The organism is Lentzea sp. NPDC051208, from assembly GCF_040682435.1.
GTDB classification, from domain to species: Bacteria; Actinomycetota; Actinomycetes; order Mycobacteriales; family Pseudonocardiaceae; genus Lentzea; species Lentzea kristufekii.
Genome location: NZ_JBFBAW010000001.1, coordinates 317699 through 332519 on the forward strand (window position 1 = coordinate 317699; position 14821 = coordinate 332519).

The window sequence follows — 14821 nt, forward strand, 5'->3', positions numbered from 1 at the left end:
GGTACCAGAGCGCCGCGGCACCACAGAGCGCATTTCCTCTCGGCCGTGAACGGCCGGGCCTCCTGCGGTTAGCCCGTTGAACCAGTTGCCGAGACGGCGGATCCGTTGTGCCATCAAGGTTTCAGGTGCTGACGCGTCGGCCAGCGGAGATGCGCGACGCCGGCTCGCCTGGCACCGATCCAGGCTCCGAGCGCGCCGAACGGAACACCCCAGGTGGCGATCTGGTTGATGACACCGGGCCTGCCGCCGCGCTGGACGTAGCGGCGTTCGGTCAGCCAGGCGGCGACGAGGACGCCGGCGATGATGCAGAACGCGTAGGCGCGGATCGGCACCGGGCCGAGGTGCCACACGCCCTGGGTCGGGCTGGGGATGGCGGCCAGAAGCATCGCGCCACACTAACGACGCCGGGGCCCGTGCACTGTGAAGTCCGCGGGCCCCGGCTCGTCATCACCTGTTCAGCGCACCGCCGACGATCGGCAGCACCACTTTGCTGACGCCCAGCGACACGTTCAGCGAGACACCGCTCGCCGCCGTGTCCGCGGCGATGTAGCCGTTGTGGTTCGTGACGAGCACGATCCCGATCCGGTGCCCGGCCGGGATCAGCGCGTCGCGGGCGTGCAGCTTCCAGGTCACGTCCGCGGTGGCCCCGTTGGTGGGCAACGGGGTCGCGGTCTCCAGCGACAGGCGGTTCTTGGCGTCGACGGCACCCTTGGTCAGCATCGTTGCCGTGACCGCCTGGATCGACACGTCCGGCGGGCGCGCGCAGCCGGTCTTGTCCCGCAGGTCGTTCCTGCCGCACACCTCCGTGGACAGCTGCAGCGGGCTGCGTTCGGACAGCACCGCCTGCGTGCTCGGGCCGTAGTCCACCAGCAACGCGGTGAGCGGCGTCGACGCCCGGTTCGACCCGATGCGGACGGTCAGGCTGACCTCACCGGACAACCGCGCGTCCTTCGTCAGCGGTGCCGTCACGTAGGCCAGCCGGCTGGTGTTCGCGGTCTCCGGGTTGGCCATCATGGCCGCCTCGCTGATGTTCGCGTTCGCGCGCAGGCCCTGGGTGCCGCCGGAAACCGGTGCGGTGGTCAGCGATCCGGACATGCCACCGGCCGCCGGACCGAAGTACAGCGTGGTGTCCTTGGTGTCCGGCCGCGGCCACGTGGCGGCCTGCTCCCAGCTGCCGTCCGGCTTCTGCACGTCGGCCATGGGCTCGTTCATGATCCCGTTGTCCGCGCCCTTGAGCCAGTGGTCCATCCACAGACCCATGACGCGCTGCCACTCGGCCTGGCGGAACGAGATCGGGTCGAGGTGCCCGCCCCGGTGCAGCCAGATCTTGCGCGGCACGTTCCGGTCCGCCAGCTCCTTCCACCAGCGGCCGAACTGGGACGGCTTGACGTTCCAGTCCGCCTGGCCGTGCACGGCGAACACCGACGCGGACACGTTCTGCGCGCCCACCCGGTAGTCGCGGGCCTTCCAGAACGACGTGTAGTCGAAGGACTCGTCGCCGTCCTCGCGGGACAGCTGGTCGAACACCGGCTTGCACTTCGCCTTCTGCGCCGCGCTCACGACGTAGTTGGCGAGGAAGGTCGGGTAGTTGGACTCCCAGCCCTTGTACCCGACGCCCTGGTCTCGGGCGTACTCGTACCAGCTGGAGATCGCGGCGATCGGCACGATCGTCTTCACACCGGGGATGTTCGCCGCGGCGGCCGCGTTGGGCAGCGTGCCGTTGTAGGAGACGCCGAGCATGCCGACGTTGCCGGTGCTCCAGCTCGCGACCGCCGCGCGGCCGTCCGCGTAGAACGCCTTGGCGCGGCCGTTGAGCCAGTCGACGACCGCGCGGACGCTCGCGGTGTCCTCGGGACCGCCCGTGGTCGGGCAGCCGGTCGAACGGGAGGTGCCTTGCATCTCCATCTCGACGACGGCATACCCGCGCGGCACGAAGTACTCGTCGTACCAGCGGCCGAAGCCGCGCGGCACGTTCGTCGCCGACGCGGCCGTCGCACCCAGCCCGTAGTAGGGGCTGGCCTCCATCACGACCGGCACTCGCCCGGCCGTGTCGGGCCGCATGACGTCGGCGGCGATCCGGTCGAGCTTGCCGTCCGCGTCACTGTCGATCGTGGACTCGACGTAGACGGCCTCGGTGATCGCCGCGGCGGCAGGAGCCGCGTTCGAGGCAGGCGTGTAGATCGTCGCGGCCATGAGCAGGGTGGCCGTGACGAGGTAGACCCTTCGCATGAGTTCCTCCGTCGGAGGGCCCGATGAAGCAGCAGGGGTGGAACTCGGGCCCTACGAAGGAATCTCACCGAATCCGGCGGTGTCGCCGGTACGGCCGAAAGATCTAAACCATTGCCTGTCTCAGGCGGCGACCAGTTCCTTGTCCTTGGCCGGCGTCTTGACCTTGGGCTTGCGGTTCGGCAGCGACAGGCGGAACACCTTGTGCCACGCCGAGAAGACCTGCTTGGGCAGCGGGCCGGTCACGTAGTCCAGTTCGTACTTCTCGAACAGCGCCTTCACCTTGACCGCGACCTCGGCGTACCGGTTGCTCGGCAGGTCCGGGAACAGGTGGTGCTCGATCTGGTGCGACAGGTTGCCGGTCATGAAGTGCATGGCCTTGCTGCCGCTGATGTTCGCGGAACCCATCATCTGGCGCAGGTACCACTGGCCGCGCGTCTCGCCCTTGATCGAGCGGCGCTCGAAGGTCTGCACGCCCTCGGGGAAGTGCCCGCACATGATCACCGAGTGCGACCAGATGTTGCGGACCAGGTTCGCGGTGAACGTCGCCGCGAGCGTGGTCAGGAACGACGGGCCCGACAGCAGCGGATGGATCACGTAGTCCTTGAGCACCTGCTTGCGGATCTTGCGGCCCACGGCCCTGGCGCGCGCCCGGAACTCCGGGTTGTTGCGGCGGCGCTTGTGCAGGTTCTTGCCGAGCTCCAGGTCGTACGCGGCGATGCCGTACTCGAAGAAGCACGCGTTGATGAAGTTCCACAGCGGCTGGCCCAGGTGCATCGGGTGCCACTTCTGGTCCTCGTCCACGCGCATGATGCCGTAGCCGAGGTCGTTGTCCTTGCCGATCACGTTGGTGTACGTGTGGTGCAGCTCGTTGTGCGAGTGCTTCCACTGCTCGGCCGGCGAGACGTGGTCCCACTCCCAGGTGGTGGAGTGGATCTTCGGGTCGCGCATCCAGTCCCACTGGCCGTGCAGGATGTTGTGCCCGATCTCCATGTTGTCCATGATCTTCGCGACGGACAGACCGGCGGTGCCGATGATCCAGGCCGGCGGGAAGAGCGAGAACAGCAGGATGCCGCGGCTGGTCAGCTCCAGCTTGCGCTGCACCGAGATGACCTTGCGGATGTAGGCCGCGTCCTTCTCACCACGACTGGCGATCACCTCGTCGCGAATCGCGTCGAGCTCGCGGCCGAGCTCCTCGATCTGCTCGTCGGTCAGGTGGGCGGTGGGATCGATGGCGGTCATGAATCTCGCTTTCCGGGGAGCAGTGGCTGGGGGAGGGCCACTTCGCGGGGGAAGGAATGTCTGTGGTGGGCGCTGGCCCGTGGTGTGGCTGGGAGGTTGCCGGGCTGATTCGCGGTCAGACGGGTGTCCTTGGAATACCCAGGCAACGTCCTGAGTCACACCACTAGCGTTCGAGTTCGCAAGGGCCCGCCGCGGCGGACACGCAGGTCTGGACGAGCACGTGAGCGGTGGGGCTGTCCTCGGCCTGGGTGATCTCGCCGGTGCGCAGGTCCCGCACCGCGCCGGACTTCAGCGGCGTGACGCAGCCGAAGCAGATGCCCATGCGGCAGCCGGACGGCATCAGCACGCCCGCTTCTTCACCGACGTTCAGCAACGGCGTCGCACCGTCGGCCTCGACGGTCTTGCCGGTCTTGCCGAACGTGACCTCGCCACCCTCGCCGGCCACGACCACGGTCGGCCGGAACCGCTCGGTGTGCAGGCGCTCGGCGATGCCGTGCTCCGCCCAGTGCGCCTCGGCGGCGTCGAGCAGACCGGCCGGGCCGCAGGCCCAGGTCTCGCGCTCGGCCCAGTCGGGCACGAGCTTCTCCAGCTCGGCGATGTCGAGCATGCCGTCGGTGTCGGTGTGCAGCTCGATCAGCTTCAGCGCCTTGTCGGCGACCAGGTCGTGCAGGTCGTTGCGGAAGATCACGTCTTCCTTGCGCGGCGCGGAGTGCACCATCACGACGTCGGCGAGCCGCGAGTCGCGCAGCATGCCCATCGCGGGCGTGATGCCGCTGCCGGCCGTCAGGTAGAGCACCTTGGCGGGCTTGGCGGCGGGCAGGACGAACTCGCCGGTGGCCTGGTCGAGCTGGATCACCGTGCCGGGCTTCGCCTTGCGGACCAGGTGGTTGCTGACCTTGCCGTCGGGGATGGCCTTCACGGTGATCGTGATGCGGCCGTCCGCGCGGTTCGTCGGCGACGTGACCGAGTACGCGCGCCACAGGCGCACGCCGTCGACGTCGATCCCGATCCGGATGTACTGACCGGCGACGTGACCGCGCCAGCCCTTGCCGGGCTTGATCACGATCGTCGCGGCATCGTCTGTCTCGCGGTGTACGGCCTCGATGCGTCCGCGCAGGTCAGCACCTGAGCGGAGGGGACTCACCAGGTCGAGGTAGTCGGACGGCAGCAGCGGCGTCGTGACCAGCTCAAGCAGTTTCCACGCCCTGCTGCGTAGGGCGGCACTCGTCATGACTCCAGCTTGATGCGCCCCAGGGCGTAAAGTCCTGTCCGTAGGACGTGAATCTGCCGGGCTGGATTGTTCGCGGGGAACAAATCGTGAGTCACGCAATGCAGAGGGCCACCGAACTGGCCCTCGATGAGAAGACCGTGACCGCGTTGCGGGCGGTACTGAGGCCGACCGCCGACGAGGTCGTCCGAGCCATCATCACCGAGGTGCCGAGCTACGCCAATGCGCTTTCCGGACGCATGGGTGGCACCATCCGCCGTGCCGTTCGCACGGCGCTAGGACACTACTTGGACCTCGCGAGCGGCACGGGCGGGGGCGGCGACGCCAGCGACGCGGCCTACGAACTGGGCCGCGGCGAGGTGCGCGACGGCCGTTCGATGGACGCGTTGCTCAGCGCGTACCGCGTCGGCGCCCGCGTGGCCTGGCGAGGCCTGGCCGCAGGCGCCGTACCAGCGGGTCTGCCGGCCGCGGAGGTGGCGAAGTTCGCCGAACTGACCTTCGCCTACATCGACGAACTGTCCGCCGCCAGCGCCGCGGGCCACGCCGACGAACTGGCCGCGCGAGGCCTCGCCCACGAGCGCCACCTCGAACAACTGGCCCGCGACCTGTTGGCCGGCGCGAACTCAGAGGTCCTGTTGACCGCCGCCGGACGCGCCGCGTGGCAGCCGCCGACCACGCTGACCGTGGTCCTCCTGCCCGCGTTCCAGGCCCGTCCGGCCTACCGGTCGCTCGACCCCGGCACCCTCGTCCTGGACGACCTGCCGGACTCGACCGGCGTGTTGTTCGTCCCCGACGCCGACCGCGCTCACCTGCTACGACAGCTCAGCCACCGCCACGCCGTCGTCGGGCCAGCGCGTCCATGGATGCGTGCCGCCGCCTCGTACGAACGGGCCGTACGCGCGCGCTCCCTCTCCTCCGACATCCGTGACACCGAGGAGCACCTCCCCTCTCTCGTGCTGAGCGCGGACCCCGACGCCTACGCCGACCTGCGCGCCCGCGCCCTGGCTCCCCTGCTGGAGCTGCCGGCCACCACGGCCCGGAAGCTCGAGGAGACGCTGCGCGCCTGGTTGCTGCACCACGGCCGGCGCGAGGAGGTGGCCGCCGCCCTGTTCGTGCACCCGCAGACCGTCCGGTACCGGATGGGGCAGCTCCGGGACCTCTTTCCGGACCTGGGGTCTCCGCAGCGGGTTTTGGAGCTGACGCTGGCCGTGGGCCTGCCTCCGTCGGATTGATTTTGGTCAATACTGAAGCTATCGAGTGGTTTGATCGGAGTGGCGCACACCACAGCCGGACGAGAACCCGAGCCCCGATCTCGACGTCTTGCGGAGTGTGAGAGCCATCCGGGGTGAGGCCGGCCTCGATGAGGAGCAGCTCGTGCGCCGAGTCGCACGAGGTGACCGCCGCGCGTTCGAAGAGCTGTACCGCCGCACCTCGCCGTGGCTGACCGTGCGGCTGCGCAGGCGTTGCTCGGACGAGCAGATCGTCGCCGAGGTGCTCCAGGAGACCTACCTGGCGGTGTGGCGGGCGGCGGACGCGTTCGCCGGCGCGGCGGCGGGCGGCACCGCGGTCGGCTGGCTGTGGACCATCGCCGCCCGCAGGCTGATCGACGCGTTCCGCCGCCGCGCACACCACGCCGCACCACCCACCGCGGCCGCGCCCTCCCCAGCCGCCGCTGCCGACGAGGAGGTGCTCGACGGAGTGGTCGGGGACGAGGTGGGCGACGCGCTGCGCCGCCTGGCGCCGGAGCTGCGGCAGGTGTTGCAGGCGATGGTGCTCGACGGGCTGTCGGTGCGGGAGACGTCGGTGCTGCTCGGAGTGCCGGAGGGCACCGTCAAGACCCGTGCCCGGCGGGCGCGGATCGCGATGAGGGAGGCCCTGGCATGACCGCTCACCGCATCTACCGCCCAAGCCCGCCCAAGCACCCGCACAACGCGACGCAGGAGGCGCGACCATGACCACCGACCACCCCGGCGACCACCTCCTGCACCGCTACTGCCAAGGCGACGACAGCCCCGCCGACGAGCTGTGGGCCGTCGAGTCGCACCTCGAAACCTGCGCCCCCTGCCGCGCCAGGCTCGCCCCGGAGCCGATCGCCCAGGCCGTCTGGACAGGCCTCTCGCCGCTGCTCGACCACACCCCGCAGATGCCGCGCGCACGCGCCTGGCGGCGGGTGCACGGGTGGGTCTCGCCCGCGGCGGGGCCGTGGCTCGCGATGATCCTGCTGGTCATCGCCGCCGCCGTGGCGCTCGACCGCGCCGGGTTCGCGGTGGGCGACCGGGTGTCGCTGGTGCTGCTGGTCGCGCCGGTCCTGCCGGTGCTCGGCGTCGCCGCGTCCTGGGGGCGGTCGCTGGATCCGGCGTGGGAGCTGGCGGCCGCCACGCCCCGTGCGGGGTTGCCGCTCGTCTTTCGGCGGACCGCCGCGGTGCTGGCCGTGGTGGTGCCGGGGCTGGCGGTGGCGAGTCTGCTGACGGACGCCGGGTTCGCGCGGTGGCTGTTGCCCTGTCTGGCGTTCACGGTCGGCACGCTCGCGCTGGGGACGCTGATCGGGGTGACGCGGGCCGCGGTCGTGCTGATCGCGGCGTGGGCTTTGGCGATCGTGGCGCCGACGATCGCGTTCAGCCGCACGGCCGTCGTGCTCGGTCCGGCTGCGGCACCGGTCTGGATCGCGTTGCTGGGTGCCGGTGTGGTGGTGCTCGGCTTGCGGAGGATGGCGTTCACGCGTCTGGAGGCGAACCGATGACCGCGCCCACCACTTACGCCTGGGAGATCGAGGCCCGTGACTTGCGGGTCAAGGCCGGGCGGCGGATGGCCGTCGACGGCGTCACGCTCACCATGGGGCGGGGCGTGCACGGGCTGCTCGGGCCGAACGGTGCCGGCAAGACGACGCTCATCCGTGCGCTTGCGACCGTGCTGAAACCGCACTCCGGTGAGCTCTCGATGCTCGGCGGCACGGAGCTGCGCCACCTGCGCCGCCAGGTCGGGTACCTGCCGCAGGAGTTCGGGCACTACCGGCGGTTCACCGTGCGGGAGTTCGTGGCGTACGTGGCGTGGCTCAAGGAGATGCGGGACATCCCTGCGGCCGTGCAGCGCGCCGTCGAACGGGTCGGGCTCGCCGACCAGGCCGACGACAGGCTGAAGACGTTGTCCGGCGGCATGATCCGGCGCGTCGGCATCGCGCAGGCGATCGTCAACGACCCCGAGATCCTGTTGCTCGACGAGCCGACGGCCGGCCTCGATCCCGCCCAGCGCCTCAGGTTCCGCGAGTTGCTCACCGAGATCGGCACCGACGCGTGCGTGGTCGTCTCGACGCACCTGGTGGAGGACGTCGCTGCCGCGTGCACGGACGTCGTGCTGCTGTCCCAAGGAAAACTCGTCTTCCAGGGCACCCCGGACCAGCTCGCGGCGCAGGGCACGGAACGGCACGCGGGTGACAGTCCGCTCGAACGCGGCTACAGCGCTCTGCTCGGCATCCCCGGCCGGCCCGGCAGCTGGTGACCGCCGTCACAGCATTCCGAGAACCTCGCGAGCCCCGGCGCCGTCTAGCCCGTCAAGAGCGGAAACACTTGAGGGAGAACAGGATGCAGGCGATCGAAGCCGACCACCTGGTGGTGCGCGTGGGCGGGCGCAAGGGCCGCGACGCGGTGAACGGACTCAGTCTCGGGCTCGGCCGCGGCGTGCACGGGCTGCTCGGCCCGAACGGCGCGGGCAAGACCACGCTGATCCGCACGCTGGCGACGGTGCAGTCCCCCACCTCGGGCACGTTGTCGCTGCTCGGCACACCGGCGAGCGGCGAGCTGAGGCCCGTCCGGCGCAGGCTCGGGTATCTGCCGCAGCACTTCGGCTACTACAAGCGCTTCAAGGTGCGGGAGTTCGTCGAATACCTGGCGTGGCTGAAGGAGATGCCACCGGCGCGCATCCCGGAGGCCGTGCGGGAGGCACTCGAACGAGTCGGGCTGACCGACCGCGCCGAGGACCGCATGAAGTCGTTGTCCGGCGGCATGGTCCGCAGGGCCGGCATCGCGCAGGCGATCGTCAACGAACCCGAACTCCTGCTCCTGGACGAACCGACGGTCGGCCTGGACCCCGCGCAACGGCTGCGGTTCCGCGAACTCGTCGTCGAACTGGGCCGGGAAGCCTGTGTGCTGATCTCGACCCACCTGGTCGAAGACGTGGCGGCGGCGTGCACGGACGTGGTGCTCGTCGACCAGGGATCCCTCGTCTTCCAGGGAACTCCGGCTGATCTCGCCACCGCCGGCACGGCGGCGCACGTCGGTGACAGCCCGATCGAACGCGGCTACTCGGCACTGATCAGCGCGAAGCCCGCCGGGGGTGCCTGGTGACCGGACTGCGCATCGAACTGCGGCGCTCGACCGCGCTCTGGGCCGGGCTGCTCGTGCTGGTGTCCAGCACGGGAATGCTGCTGCTGATCACGTCCGAGAGCGCGGCGTGGCCGGCCAACTCGACGTCGGCGGTGCTCGAACTCCGCCTGCCCCTGGCCTACGTGTGGGCACTCGTGGTCGGCTTCGCCGTCCTGCAAGGCATGCGGGACAGCCGCGCACGGGTGACCGAGCTGTTCACCGCCACCTCCCGCCCCGGCTGGGTCAGGCTCGGCACGCTCGCCTCGGCGGTGGCGGGTGTCGTCGCGGTGGCGGGTGTGCTGCTGTGCGCGGGCCTGGTGGTGAAGGTCGCGCTCGGCGGAGGGTTCGTCTCGACCGGGTTCGTCCCGCTCATGGTGACGGTGGTGCTCGCCCTCGCGTCGAGTGTCCTCTTGGGACTCGCGGTGGGCCGGTTCCTGCCGCACCCGCTGACCGTGCCGGTGGCGCTGGTCGCCACGTTCATGGTCTCGACCAGCGCGGCCCAGGCGCTCGAGGCGCGCTCGCCCGACGACGAGATCTCCCGGCTGGCGCTGCTCACGCCCGTCCTCGACCCGCCGGGCTCGGACCTGGTCACGACTGCGACGTCCGTCGACCTGGGTCAGATCGTGTGGTTCACCGGCCTGGGCGTGACGGCGTTCCTCCTTCTCGCCGCACGAACCCACCTCGGCCGGCTGGCCGCACTCCTACCGGTTGTTCTGGCGCTCACCCTCGCCCTGTCGATCATGCCGGCCAAGTACTCCGAGGTGCTGGTGACCGACTCGATCGCGGGCAAGCTGGTCTGCGAGGGCACCGTGTGCCTGAGCCAGGTGCACGCCGCCAGTCTCCCCGCCGTCGCCGCGGTCGGCCGCGACGTGCTCGCCAAGCTCTCGGTGTTGCCCGACGCGCCTTCCGAGGTCCGGGAGGACACGTCGGCGATGGCTCATGTGACGGCGCCCCAGCGTGATCGGCGCATCGTCTACGTGCAGTCGCAGCGCTTTCCCAGCCACCTGACCATGACCGGTGACCAGCTGCGGCTGGAACTGCTGGCCGGTGCGGGCGTCGCCGGGTGTGCCGGCCCGAACACCTTCGACACCAGCGGCGGCGTCGTCCGCCACCTGACCGCCGGCTACTTCAACGGGGAACTGGCCGGGCTGCCCTCCGACTCCCTCATGTGGAACAACACCCGGCTGCGGGGCGAGATCGACGAGGCGTGGCGGCAGTTCCGCGGCCAGCCCGCGCGGGAGCAGCTGGACCGGGTCGTGCGGGCACGGCAGATGTTGCTGGCGTGTGAGGATTCCGAACGCGTGCTCGACGTGCTGAGGGCGGGCCGATGAGGCCGTTCGCGCTGTACGCGCAGTCGCGCGGAGTCCCCGCGGCACTGGTGGTCCTGCCCGTCGTGGTGCTGATCGCGTGGTCGGCGCTGCACTCGCCGTGGACGCCGCTCAGCGCGTCGCTGACGACGCTGGCCGCCGTGCTGGTGACGACGGCCGGTCTCGCGGGCCAGGACCCGGAACTCGACAGGTCGACCGCCGTCCCGTGGCCGCTGTGGCGCCTCGGGCACCTCTTGCTCGCCGCGGCGGTGGCCGCGACCTCGGTGCTGCTGGTGCAGGAACTCGGCTACGAACCGTTCGACGCCGCGTTCGTCGTCCGCGACACCACGGGCATGATCGGTCTGGCCGGCCTCGCGGCGGCGGTGGCCGGGGCCCGGCTCGCCGCCACCGCGCCGGTGCTGTGGTGGGCGGTGGCGGCGATCATGCCGCCCGCCGGGTCGGCGCTCGGCCGTGTCGTCACGTGGCCGGTCGGCGCCCCGGACGACGCGCTGACCCGGTGGGTGGCGGGAGTGCTGTTCGTGAGCGGGATCGCCGCGTACAGCGCACGCGGCGCACGCCGCTAGACGATGGTCTCCAGCGCGATGTAGTCGGCGATCGCCCGCTGTCCCCTGATGTTCACGTGGACGCCGTCACCGACGTCGTACCGGGCGTCGACGCTGTTCGGCTTGACCGGGTCCTCCAGCACCTGGTCGAAGTCCTGCACCGAGGCGCAGGTGTCCGAGCAGTCGCCACCGCGCTTCACGAAGTCGTTGACGGCGTGGCGATCGATGTTGTTCTGGTCGCTGTAGCCGGGCCGGGGCGTGATCGGTGTGACGTGCACGGCGATCCCGGCCTCGCGCAGCCGCTGGAACACCGCGCGGTAGCCGGTGACGATTTCGGCTGCGGTGCAGCCGTTCGCGAGGTCGTTCGTGCCGTAGTAGTAGATGACATCGGTGACGCCGTGCAGCGCCAGGACGTCCCTTTCGAGCCGTGTCAGCGCATCCAGGCCGACGAACGGCGCCGGGGTGTTCGGGCAGACGGAACTGGTGGTGCCGCTGATGCCGGCGTTGGCGACGGCGAGCTGGGGACCGGACGAGGCGGCGATGTGGCGGGCCAGCACGTCGGCCCAGCGCTTGTTCGTGCCGAGCTCGGTGCAGCCGGGGCCGCAGTCGGTGCTCCCCACGCCGTCGACGACCGAGCTGCCGAACGGCACGACCGTCCCCTTCAGCCGCGGGTTGAACACGTCGACCGCGCTGACCAGGTAGGTCGACTGCACCGTCTGCGTGTACGCGGCCCCCTGGCCGGCGGTGTGGTCGCCCGAGCCGGGCGGGGTCAGGTAGTTGTCGCGGAACGCGGCGTCGTGCCGGCCGGGCACGACCTCACCCGCGACGTGCATGCTGACCGCGAGATCGGTGTCCGGCCTGGTGTTCAGGGACGTGCGGTCACTCCACATCTCACCGCCCGCGGGGATCGTCACCGTGCGGCGGCCTCCGAACGTCACGTCGCGCGTGCCCTCCACCGCCGCGCCGCCCGCGCTGAGCGCGACAGTGGTCCGGTCGATCGTCAACGGCTGCCTGCCGAACGTGTTCTGCACCCGGATTCGGACCGCGCTGCCGCCCTGGCTGAGGTGCGTGATCATCCGCATCGACTGGTCGTGCAGCGTGACGGGGGCGAGGTTCTGCTGCGACTGCGCCCACGAGGTGAACCAGACGGGCCGGTCCGCTGATGCCGCCGGTGTCAGCAGCGCTCCTACTGCAACGACGGTCGACGCGATGGCGAGGTCCCGAGTTCTCATATCCCGGTCCTATCGCTTCGTGACGACCAAGTCACGTCTTGTAATCACCCGGTAAGACGCTAGGTGACCAGGCCGCGGCGATAGGCGTAGACGACGGCCTGCACCCGGTCGCGCAGGTCGAGTTTGGTGAGGATGCGCGACACGTACGTCTTCACCGTCTCCTGGCTGATCACCAGGGCCGCGGCGATCTCGCTGTTCGACAGGCCCTCCGCGATCAGCCGGAGGACCTCGAGCTCCCGCGGCGCCAGCTGGGTCTCGGCGAGCTCCCCGGCGGGCCGGATGCGCGCCGCGTACCTGCCGACGAGCTGCCGGGTCACCTCCGGCGCGAGCAGGGCGGCACCGCTCGCCACGGTCCGGATGCCGTGCAGCAGCTGGGCCGGTGGCGCGTCCTTGAGCAGGAACCCGCTCGCACCGGCCCGCAGCGCCTCGTAGACGTACTCGTCGAGGTTGAACGTCGTGACCACGAGGACCTTGACGGGGTCGGGGACGCCGGCGCCCGCGAGCAGCCGGGTCGCGCCGATGCCGTCGAGCACCGGCATCCGCACGTCCATCACGACGACGTCCGGGTTCAGTCTGCCGGCGAGCTCGACCGCCGCGCGCCCGTCCCCGCACTCCCCCACGACCTCGAGGTCCGGCTGGGCGTCGATGATCGTGGCGAACCCGGTGCGGATGAGCGCCTGGTCGTCGCACACCAGCACGCGAACCGGTGCGGTCACGCCGGGTTCCCCGCGGGAATGCGCGCCCTGACCACGAACCCGCCGTCGCGTTGTCCCGCCGAGAACTCGCCACCCAGCACGTCGACGCGCTCACGCAGCCCCGCCAGACCGCGGCCGCTGCCTCCGACCGCCGTGGACGACCTCGCGCCCTCGGTACCCACCTCCACGGTGATCTCCCTTTCGCCATAACGCACGTGCACGTTCGTCGGTTTGCCGTGCGCGTACTTCAACGCGTTCGTCAGCGCCTCCTGCACGACCCGGTACGCGACGGCCTCGGCGCTGCCCGCGTCGCGCGTCGCCTCGCCCTCCTCCGCGAACTCCACGGGCTGCCCTGCCAGCCGGGTCTGCTCGACGAGCGTGCGCAGGTCTCCGAGCGTTTCCGTGCTGTGGTCGGGGTTCAGCAGGTCCAGCAGGTGCCGCAGGTCGGTCAGCGACCGCCGGCCGGTGTCGGTGATCGCCTGCAACGTCTGGTCCAGCCGGTCGGGGGCCGCGGTGAGGTACCGCGCGGCCTCCGCCTGCACCACCATCGCGGTCACGTGGTGGGTCACCACGTCGTGGAGCTCGCGGGCGATCAAGGTCCGTTCCGCGACACGGGTCGCCGCGGCGACGTGCCGGCGGCGTTCCTCCTCGGCGGTGCGCGAGAGCCGCAGCCACGCGCCGATCGCCCACAGGGCGGCCACCGCCAGGTAGAACGTGGCGAACCCGGCCACGCCTTCCGTGGCTCCGTTCAGGTCCAGCGCGACGGCCAGCCCGGCGTACCCGGTGGAGAGCGCGATCACGGTGGCACGCCGGTGGTGCGACAGGTGCAGCCCCGCGCTGATCAACGCGATCGACAGGGCCGTGCCGGCGACGGTGTGGTAGCCGCGCAACTGGTCGACGGCGAACGCGACCGACACCACCGCGAGGCAGACGAGAGGCCACTTCCGGCGGACGACCAGCGGCAGGCACTCCAACGCGATCACCGCGATCGCGAGGGCGTCGAACGGCCGGTTCGGCAGCCCGCCGAGCTGGGTGCCCTTGTCGTGCAACGCGGGCACCAGCGATGCCAGCACGAGCAGCAACGCCAGTGGCGCGTCCTGGACGCGAACGTCCCAGGCGCGCCACCGCTGAAGGCTGATCACGCGGCGAGAGTAGCGGCCGGCGCGGTGCGGCCACGGCGCGGCATGATGTTGCCGCGGCGCTTCGCGAGCCACAGGAACACCGCCGTGACGACCAGGCCGGCCAGCACCGAGTACGCGCTCGCCTCCGGCCCGAACGCCCCGCCGGTGACGAGCGCGGGACCGGACGTGACGCCGTCCAGCAGCCCCTGCGGCGCGTCCTGGCCGGAGACGCTCGTGCTGAAGATGCCGCCCTGGGCGAAGTTCCACGCGAAGTGCACCCCGATCGGCACCCACAGGTTGCGCGTGGCCACGTACGCGGCGCCGAGCATGAGCCCCGCCTCGATCGCGATGGCGAGCGAGCTCCACACCGTGGCGTTCGGGTTGAAGATGTGCGCGAAGCCGAACACCAGTCCACTCAGGACAAGGGAGAGCCACGTGCCGAGGTGCTCCTCGACGATGCGGAACACGATGCCGCGGTACATCAGCTCCTCGGTCACCGCGACGGCGACCATGAACCCGAAGATCGCGATCGTGCCGGACACCGAACCCCAGCCGCGCACCTCGTACCCGCCGAGGAAGGTGATGTTCAGGATCACCGCCCCGAACATCGCGAGTCCGACGAGGACACCGCGGCCCAGAGCCCCCGCGGCGATCTTGAGCGAGACCTCGGTGGGCTCCCGGCGTTCGGTCTTGCGCACCACCCAGGCGTACGTGGCCAGTGCCAGCGCGGCCGCGACGACACCGGTGACCAGGGTGAGCGGCGCGTTCCACCCCAGCGCCTGCACACCGGTGGCACCCACGAACGAGACGGCCGCTACCAGGAGAAACTGCTTCAGAAATCGCATGGCC

Annotated in this window: 15 protein-coding genes; 7 read left to right on the forward strand and 8 right to left on the reverse strand. The window is 70.7% G+C overall.

From position 1 onward, the window contains the following. Positions 1–113: 113 nt before the first annotated feature. The 4 genes from AB0M48_RS01260 to AB0M48_RS01275 all read right to left on the reverse strand — a co-directional run bounded on the left by AB0M48_RS01260 (position 114) and on the right by AB0M48_RS01275 (position 4699). Positions 114–386 carry a prolipoprotein diacylglyceryl transferase family protein gene (locus AB0M48_RS01260; protein WP_363835146.1) on the reverse strand — a complete coding sequence of 91 codons (273 nt, stop codon included), beginning with the start codon at positions 384–386 and terminating at the stop codon, positions 114–116. Between the two features lie 61 nt (positions 387–447). Continuing rightward, the gene (locus tag AB0M48_RS01265) at positions 448–2229 is read right to left on the reverse strand and encodes a CocE/NonD family hydrolase (RefSeq protein ID WP_363835148.1); all 1782 of its coding nucleotides are present in this window, start codon (positions 2227–2229) and stop codon (positions 448–450) included. A 120-nt stretch (positions 2230–2349) separates the two neighbouring features. Continuing rightward, positions 2350–3468, reverse strand: a complete 1119-nt coding sequence (locus AB0M48_RS01270; protein WP_363835149.1) for an acyl-CoA desaturase — start codon at positions 3466–3468, stop codon at positions 2350–2352. 163 nt (positions 3469–3631) lie between these two features. After that, positions 3632–4699, reverse strand: a complete 1068-nt coding sequence (locus AB0M48_RS01275) for a ferredoxin reductase (RefSeq protein ID WP_363835151.1) — start codon at positions 4697–4699, stop codon at positions 3632–3634. A gap of 86 nt (positions 4700–4785) precedes the next feature. On the opposite strand from AB0M48_RS01275, the gene AB0M48_RS01280 reads away from it, so the two are divergent. The 7 genes from AB0M48_RS01280 (at position 4786) to AB0M48_RS01310 (ending at position 10945) form a co-directional block, all read left to right on the forward strand. After that, positions 4786–5928, forward strand: a complete 1143-nt coding sequence (locus AB0M48_RS01280) for a helix-turn-helix domain-containing protein (RefSeq protein ID WP_363835153.1) — start codon at positions 4786–4788, stop codon at positions 5926–5928. A gap of 97 nt (positions 5929–6025) precedes the next feature. Then, positions 6026–6580, forward strand: coding sequence for an RNA polymerase sigma factor (locus tag AB0M48_RS01285; RefSeq protein ID WP_363835155.1), 555 nt, complete (start codon positions 6026–6028; stop codon positions 6578–6580). Between the two features lie 67 nt (positions 6581–6647). Beyond that, positions 6648–7436, forward strand: coding sequence for a zf-HC2 domain-containing protein (locus tag AB0M48_RS01290; protein WP_363835157.1), 789 nt, complete (start codon positions 6648–6650; stop codon positions 7434–7436). Beyond that, positions 7433–8191 (forward strand): ABC transporter ATP-binding protein, encoded by a 759-nt coding sequence (locus AB0M48_RS01295; protein WP_363835158.1) that lies wholly within the window; start codon positions 7433–7435, stop codon positions 8189–8191. The genes AB0M48_RS01290 and AB0M48_RS01295 overlap by 4 nt, the downstream gene beginning before the upstream one ends. 83 nt (positions 8192–8274) lie before the next feature. Next, entirely contained in the window at positions 8275–9036 is a 762-nt protein-coding gene (locus AB0M48_RS01300) for an ABC transporter ATP-binding protein (RefSeq protein WP_363835159.1), read from the forward strand. Further along, positions 9033–10385 carry a hypothetical protein gene (locus tag AB0M48_RS01305; protein WP_363835160.1) on the forward strand — a complete coding sequence of 451 codons (1353 nt, stop codon included), beginning with the start codon at positions 9033–9035 and terminating at the stop codon, positions 10383–10385. Before AB0M48_RS01300 ends, AB0M48_RS01305 begins: the two co-directional genes overlap by 4 nt. Further along, on the forward strand, positions 10382–10945 hold the full coding sequence (locus AB0M48_RS01310; protein ID WP_363835161.1) for a hypothetical protein: 564 nt from the start codon (positions 10382–10384) through the stop codon (positions 10943–10945). The genes AB0M48_RS01305 and AB0M48_RS01310 overlap by 4 nt, the downstream gene beginning before the upstream one ends. Here the strand turns inward: AB0M48_RS01310 and AB0M48_RS01315 are convergent. Genes AB0M48_RS01315 through AB0M48_RS01330 form a run of 4 tightly spaced genes read right to left on the reverse strand, consistent with a single transcriptional unit; the run spans position 10942 to position 14817 of the window. Further along, complete coding sequence (locus AB0M48_RS01315; RefSeq protein WP_363835163.1) at positions 10942–12156, reverse strand: GDSL-type esterase/lipase family protein; 1215 nt, start codon at positions 12154–12156, stop codon at positions 10942–10944. The two genes, AB0M48_RS01310 and AB0M48_RS01315, sit on opposite strands and share 4 nt — an antisense overlap. A gap of 59 nt (positions 12157–12215) precedes the next feature. Further along, complete coding sequence (locus AB0M48_RS01320; protein WP_363835165.1) at positions 12216–12872, reverse strand: response regulator transcription factor; 657 nt, start codon at positions 12870–12872, stop codon at positions 12216–12218. Beyond that, on the reverse strand, positions 12869–13993 hold the full coding sequence (locus tag AB0M48_RS01325; RefSeq protein ID WP_363835166.1) for a histidine kinase: 1125 nt from the start codon (positions 13991–13993) through the stop codon (positions 12869–12871). Before AB0M48_RS01325 ends, AB0M48_RS01320 begins: the two co-directional genes overlap by 4 nt. After that, entirely contained in the window at positions 13990–14817 is an 828-nt protein-coding gene (locus AB0M48_RS01330) for a CPBP family intramembrane glutamic endopeptidase (protein WP_363835167.1), read from the reverse strand. The genes AB0M48_RS01325 and AB0M48_RS01330 overlap by 4 nt, the downstream gene beginning before the upstream one ends. Between the last annotated feature and the right edge of the window lie 4 nt (positions 14818–14821).

Coding starts and splice junctions, on each gene's coding strand:
- AB0M48_RS01260 (WP_363835146.1), bottom strand. CDS start 386: ATGCTTCTGGCCGCCATCCCCAGCCCGACCCAGGGCGTGTGGCACCTC.
- AB0M48_RS01265 (WP_363835148.1), bottom strand. CDS start 2,229: ATGCGAAGGGTCTACCTCGTCACGGCCACCCTGCTCATGGCCGCGACG.
- AB0M48_RS01270 (WP_363835149.1), bottom strand. CDS start 3,468: ATGACCGCCATCGATCCCACCGCCCACCTGACCGACGAGCAGATCGAG.
- AB0M48_RS01275 (WP_363835151.1), bottom strand. CDS start 4,699: ATGACGAGTGCCGCCCTACGCAGCAGGGCGTGGAAACTGCTTGAGCTG.
- AB0M48_RS01290 (WP_363835157.1), top strand. CDS start 6,648: ATGACCACCGACCACCCCGGCGACCACCTCCTGCACCGCTACTGCCAA.
- AB0M48_RS01295 (WP_363835158.1), top strand. CDS start 7,433: ATGACCGCGCCCACCACTTACGCCTGGGAGATCGAGGCCCGTGACTTG.
- AB0M48_RS01300 (WP_363835159.1), top strand. CDS start 8,275: ATGCAGGCGATCGAAGCCGACCACCTGGTGGTGCGCGTGGGCGGGCGC.
- AB0M48_RS01310 (WP_363835161.1), top strand. CDS start 10,382: ATGAGGCCGTTCGCGCTGTACGCGCAGTCGCGCGGAGTCCCCGCGGCA.
- AB0M48_RS01315 (WP_363835163.1), bottom strand. CDS start 12,156: ATGAGAACTCGGGACCTCGCCATCGCGTCGACCGTCGTTGCAGTAGGA.
- AB0M48_RS01330 (WP_363835167.1), bottom strand. CDS start 14,817: ATGCGATTTCTGAAGCAGTTTCTCCTGGTAGCGGCCGTCTCGTTCGTG.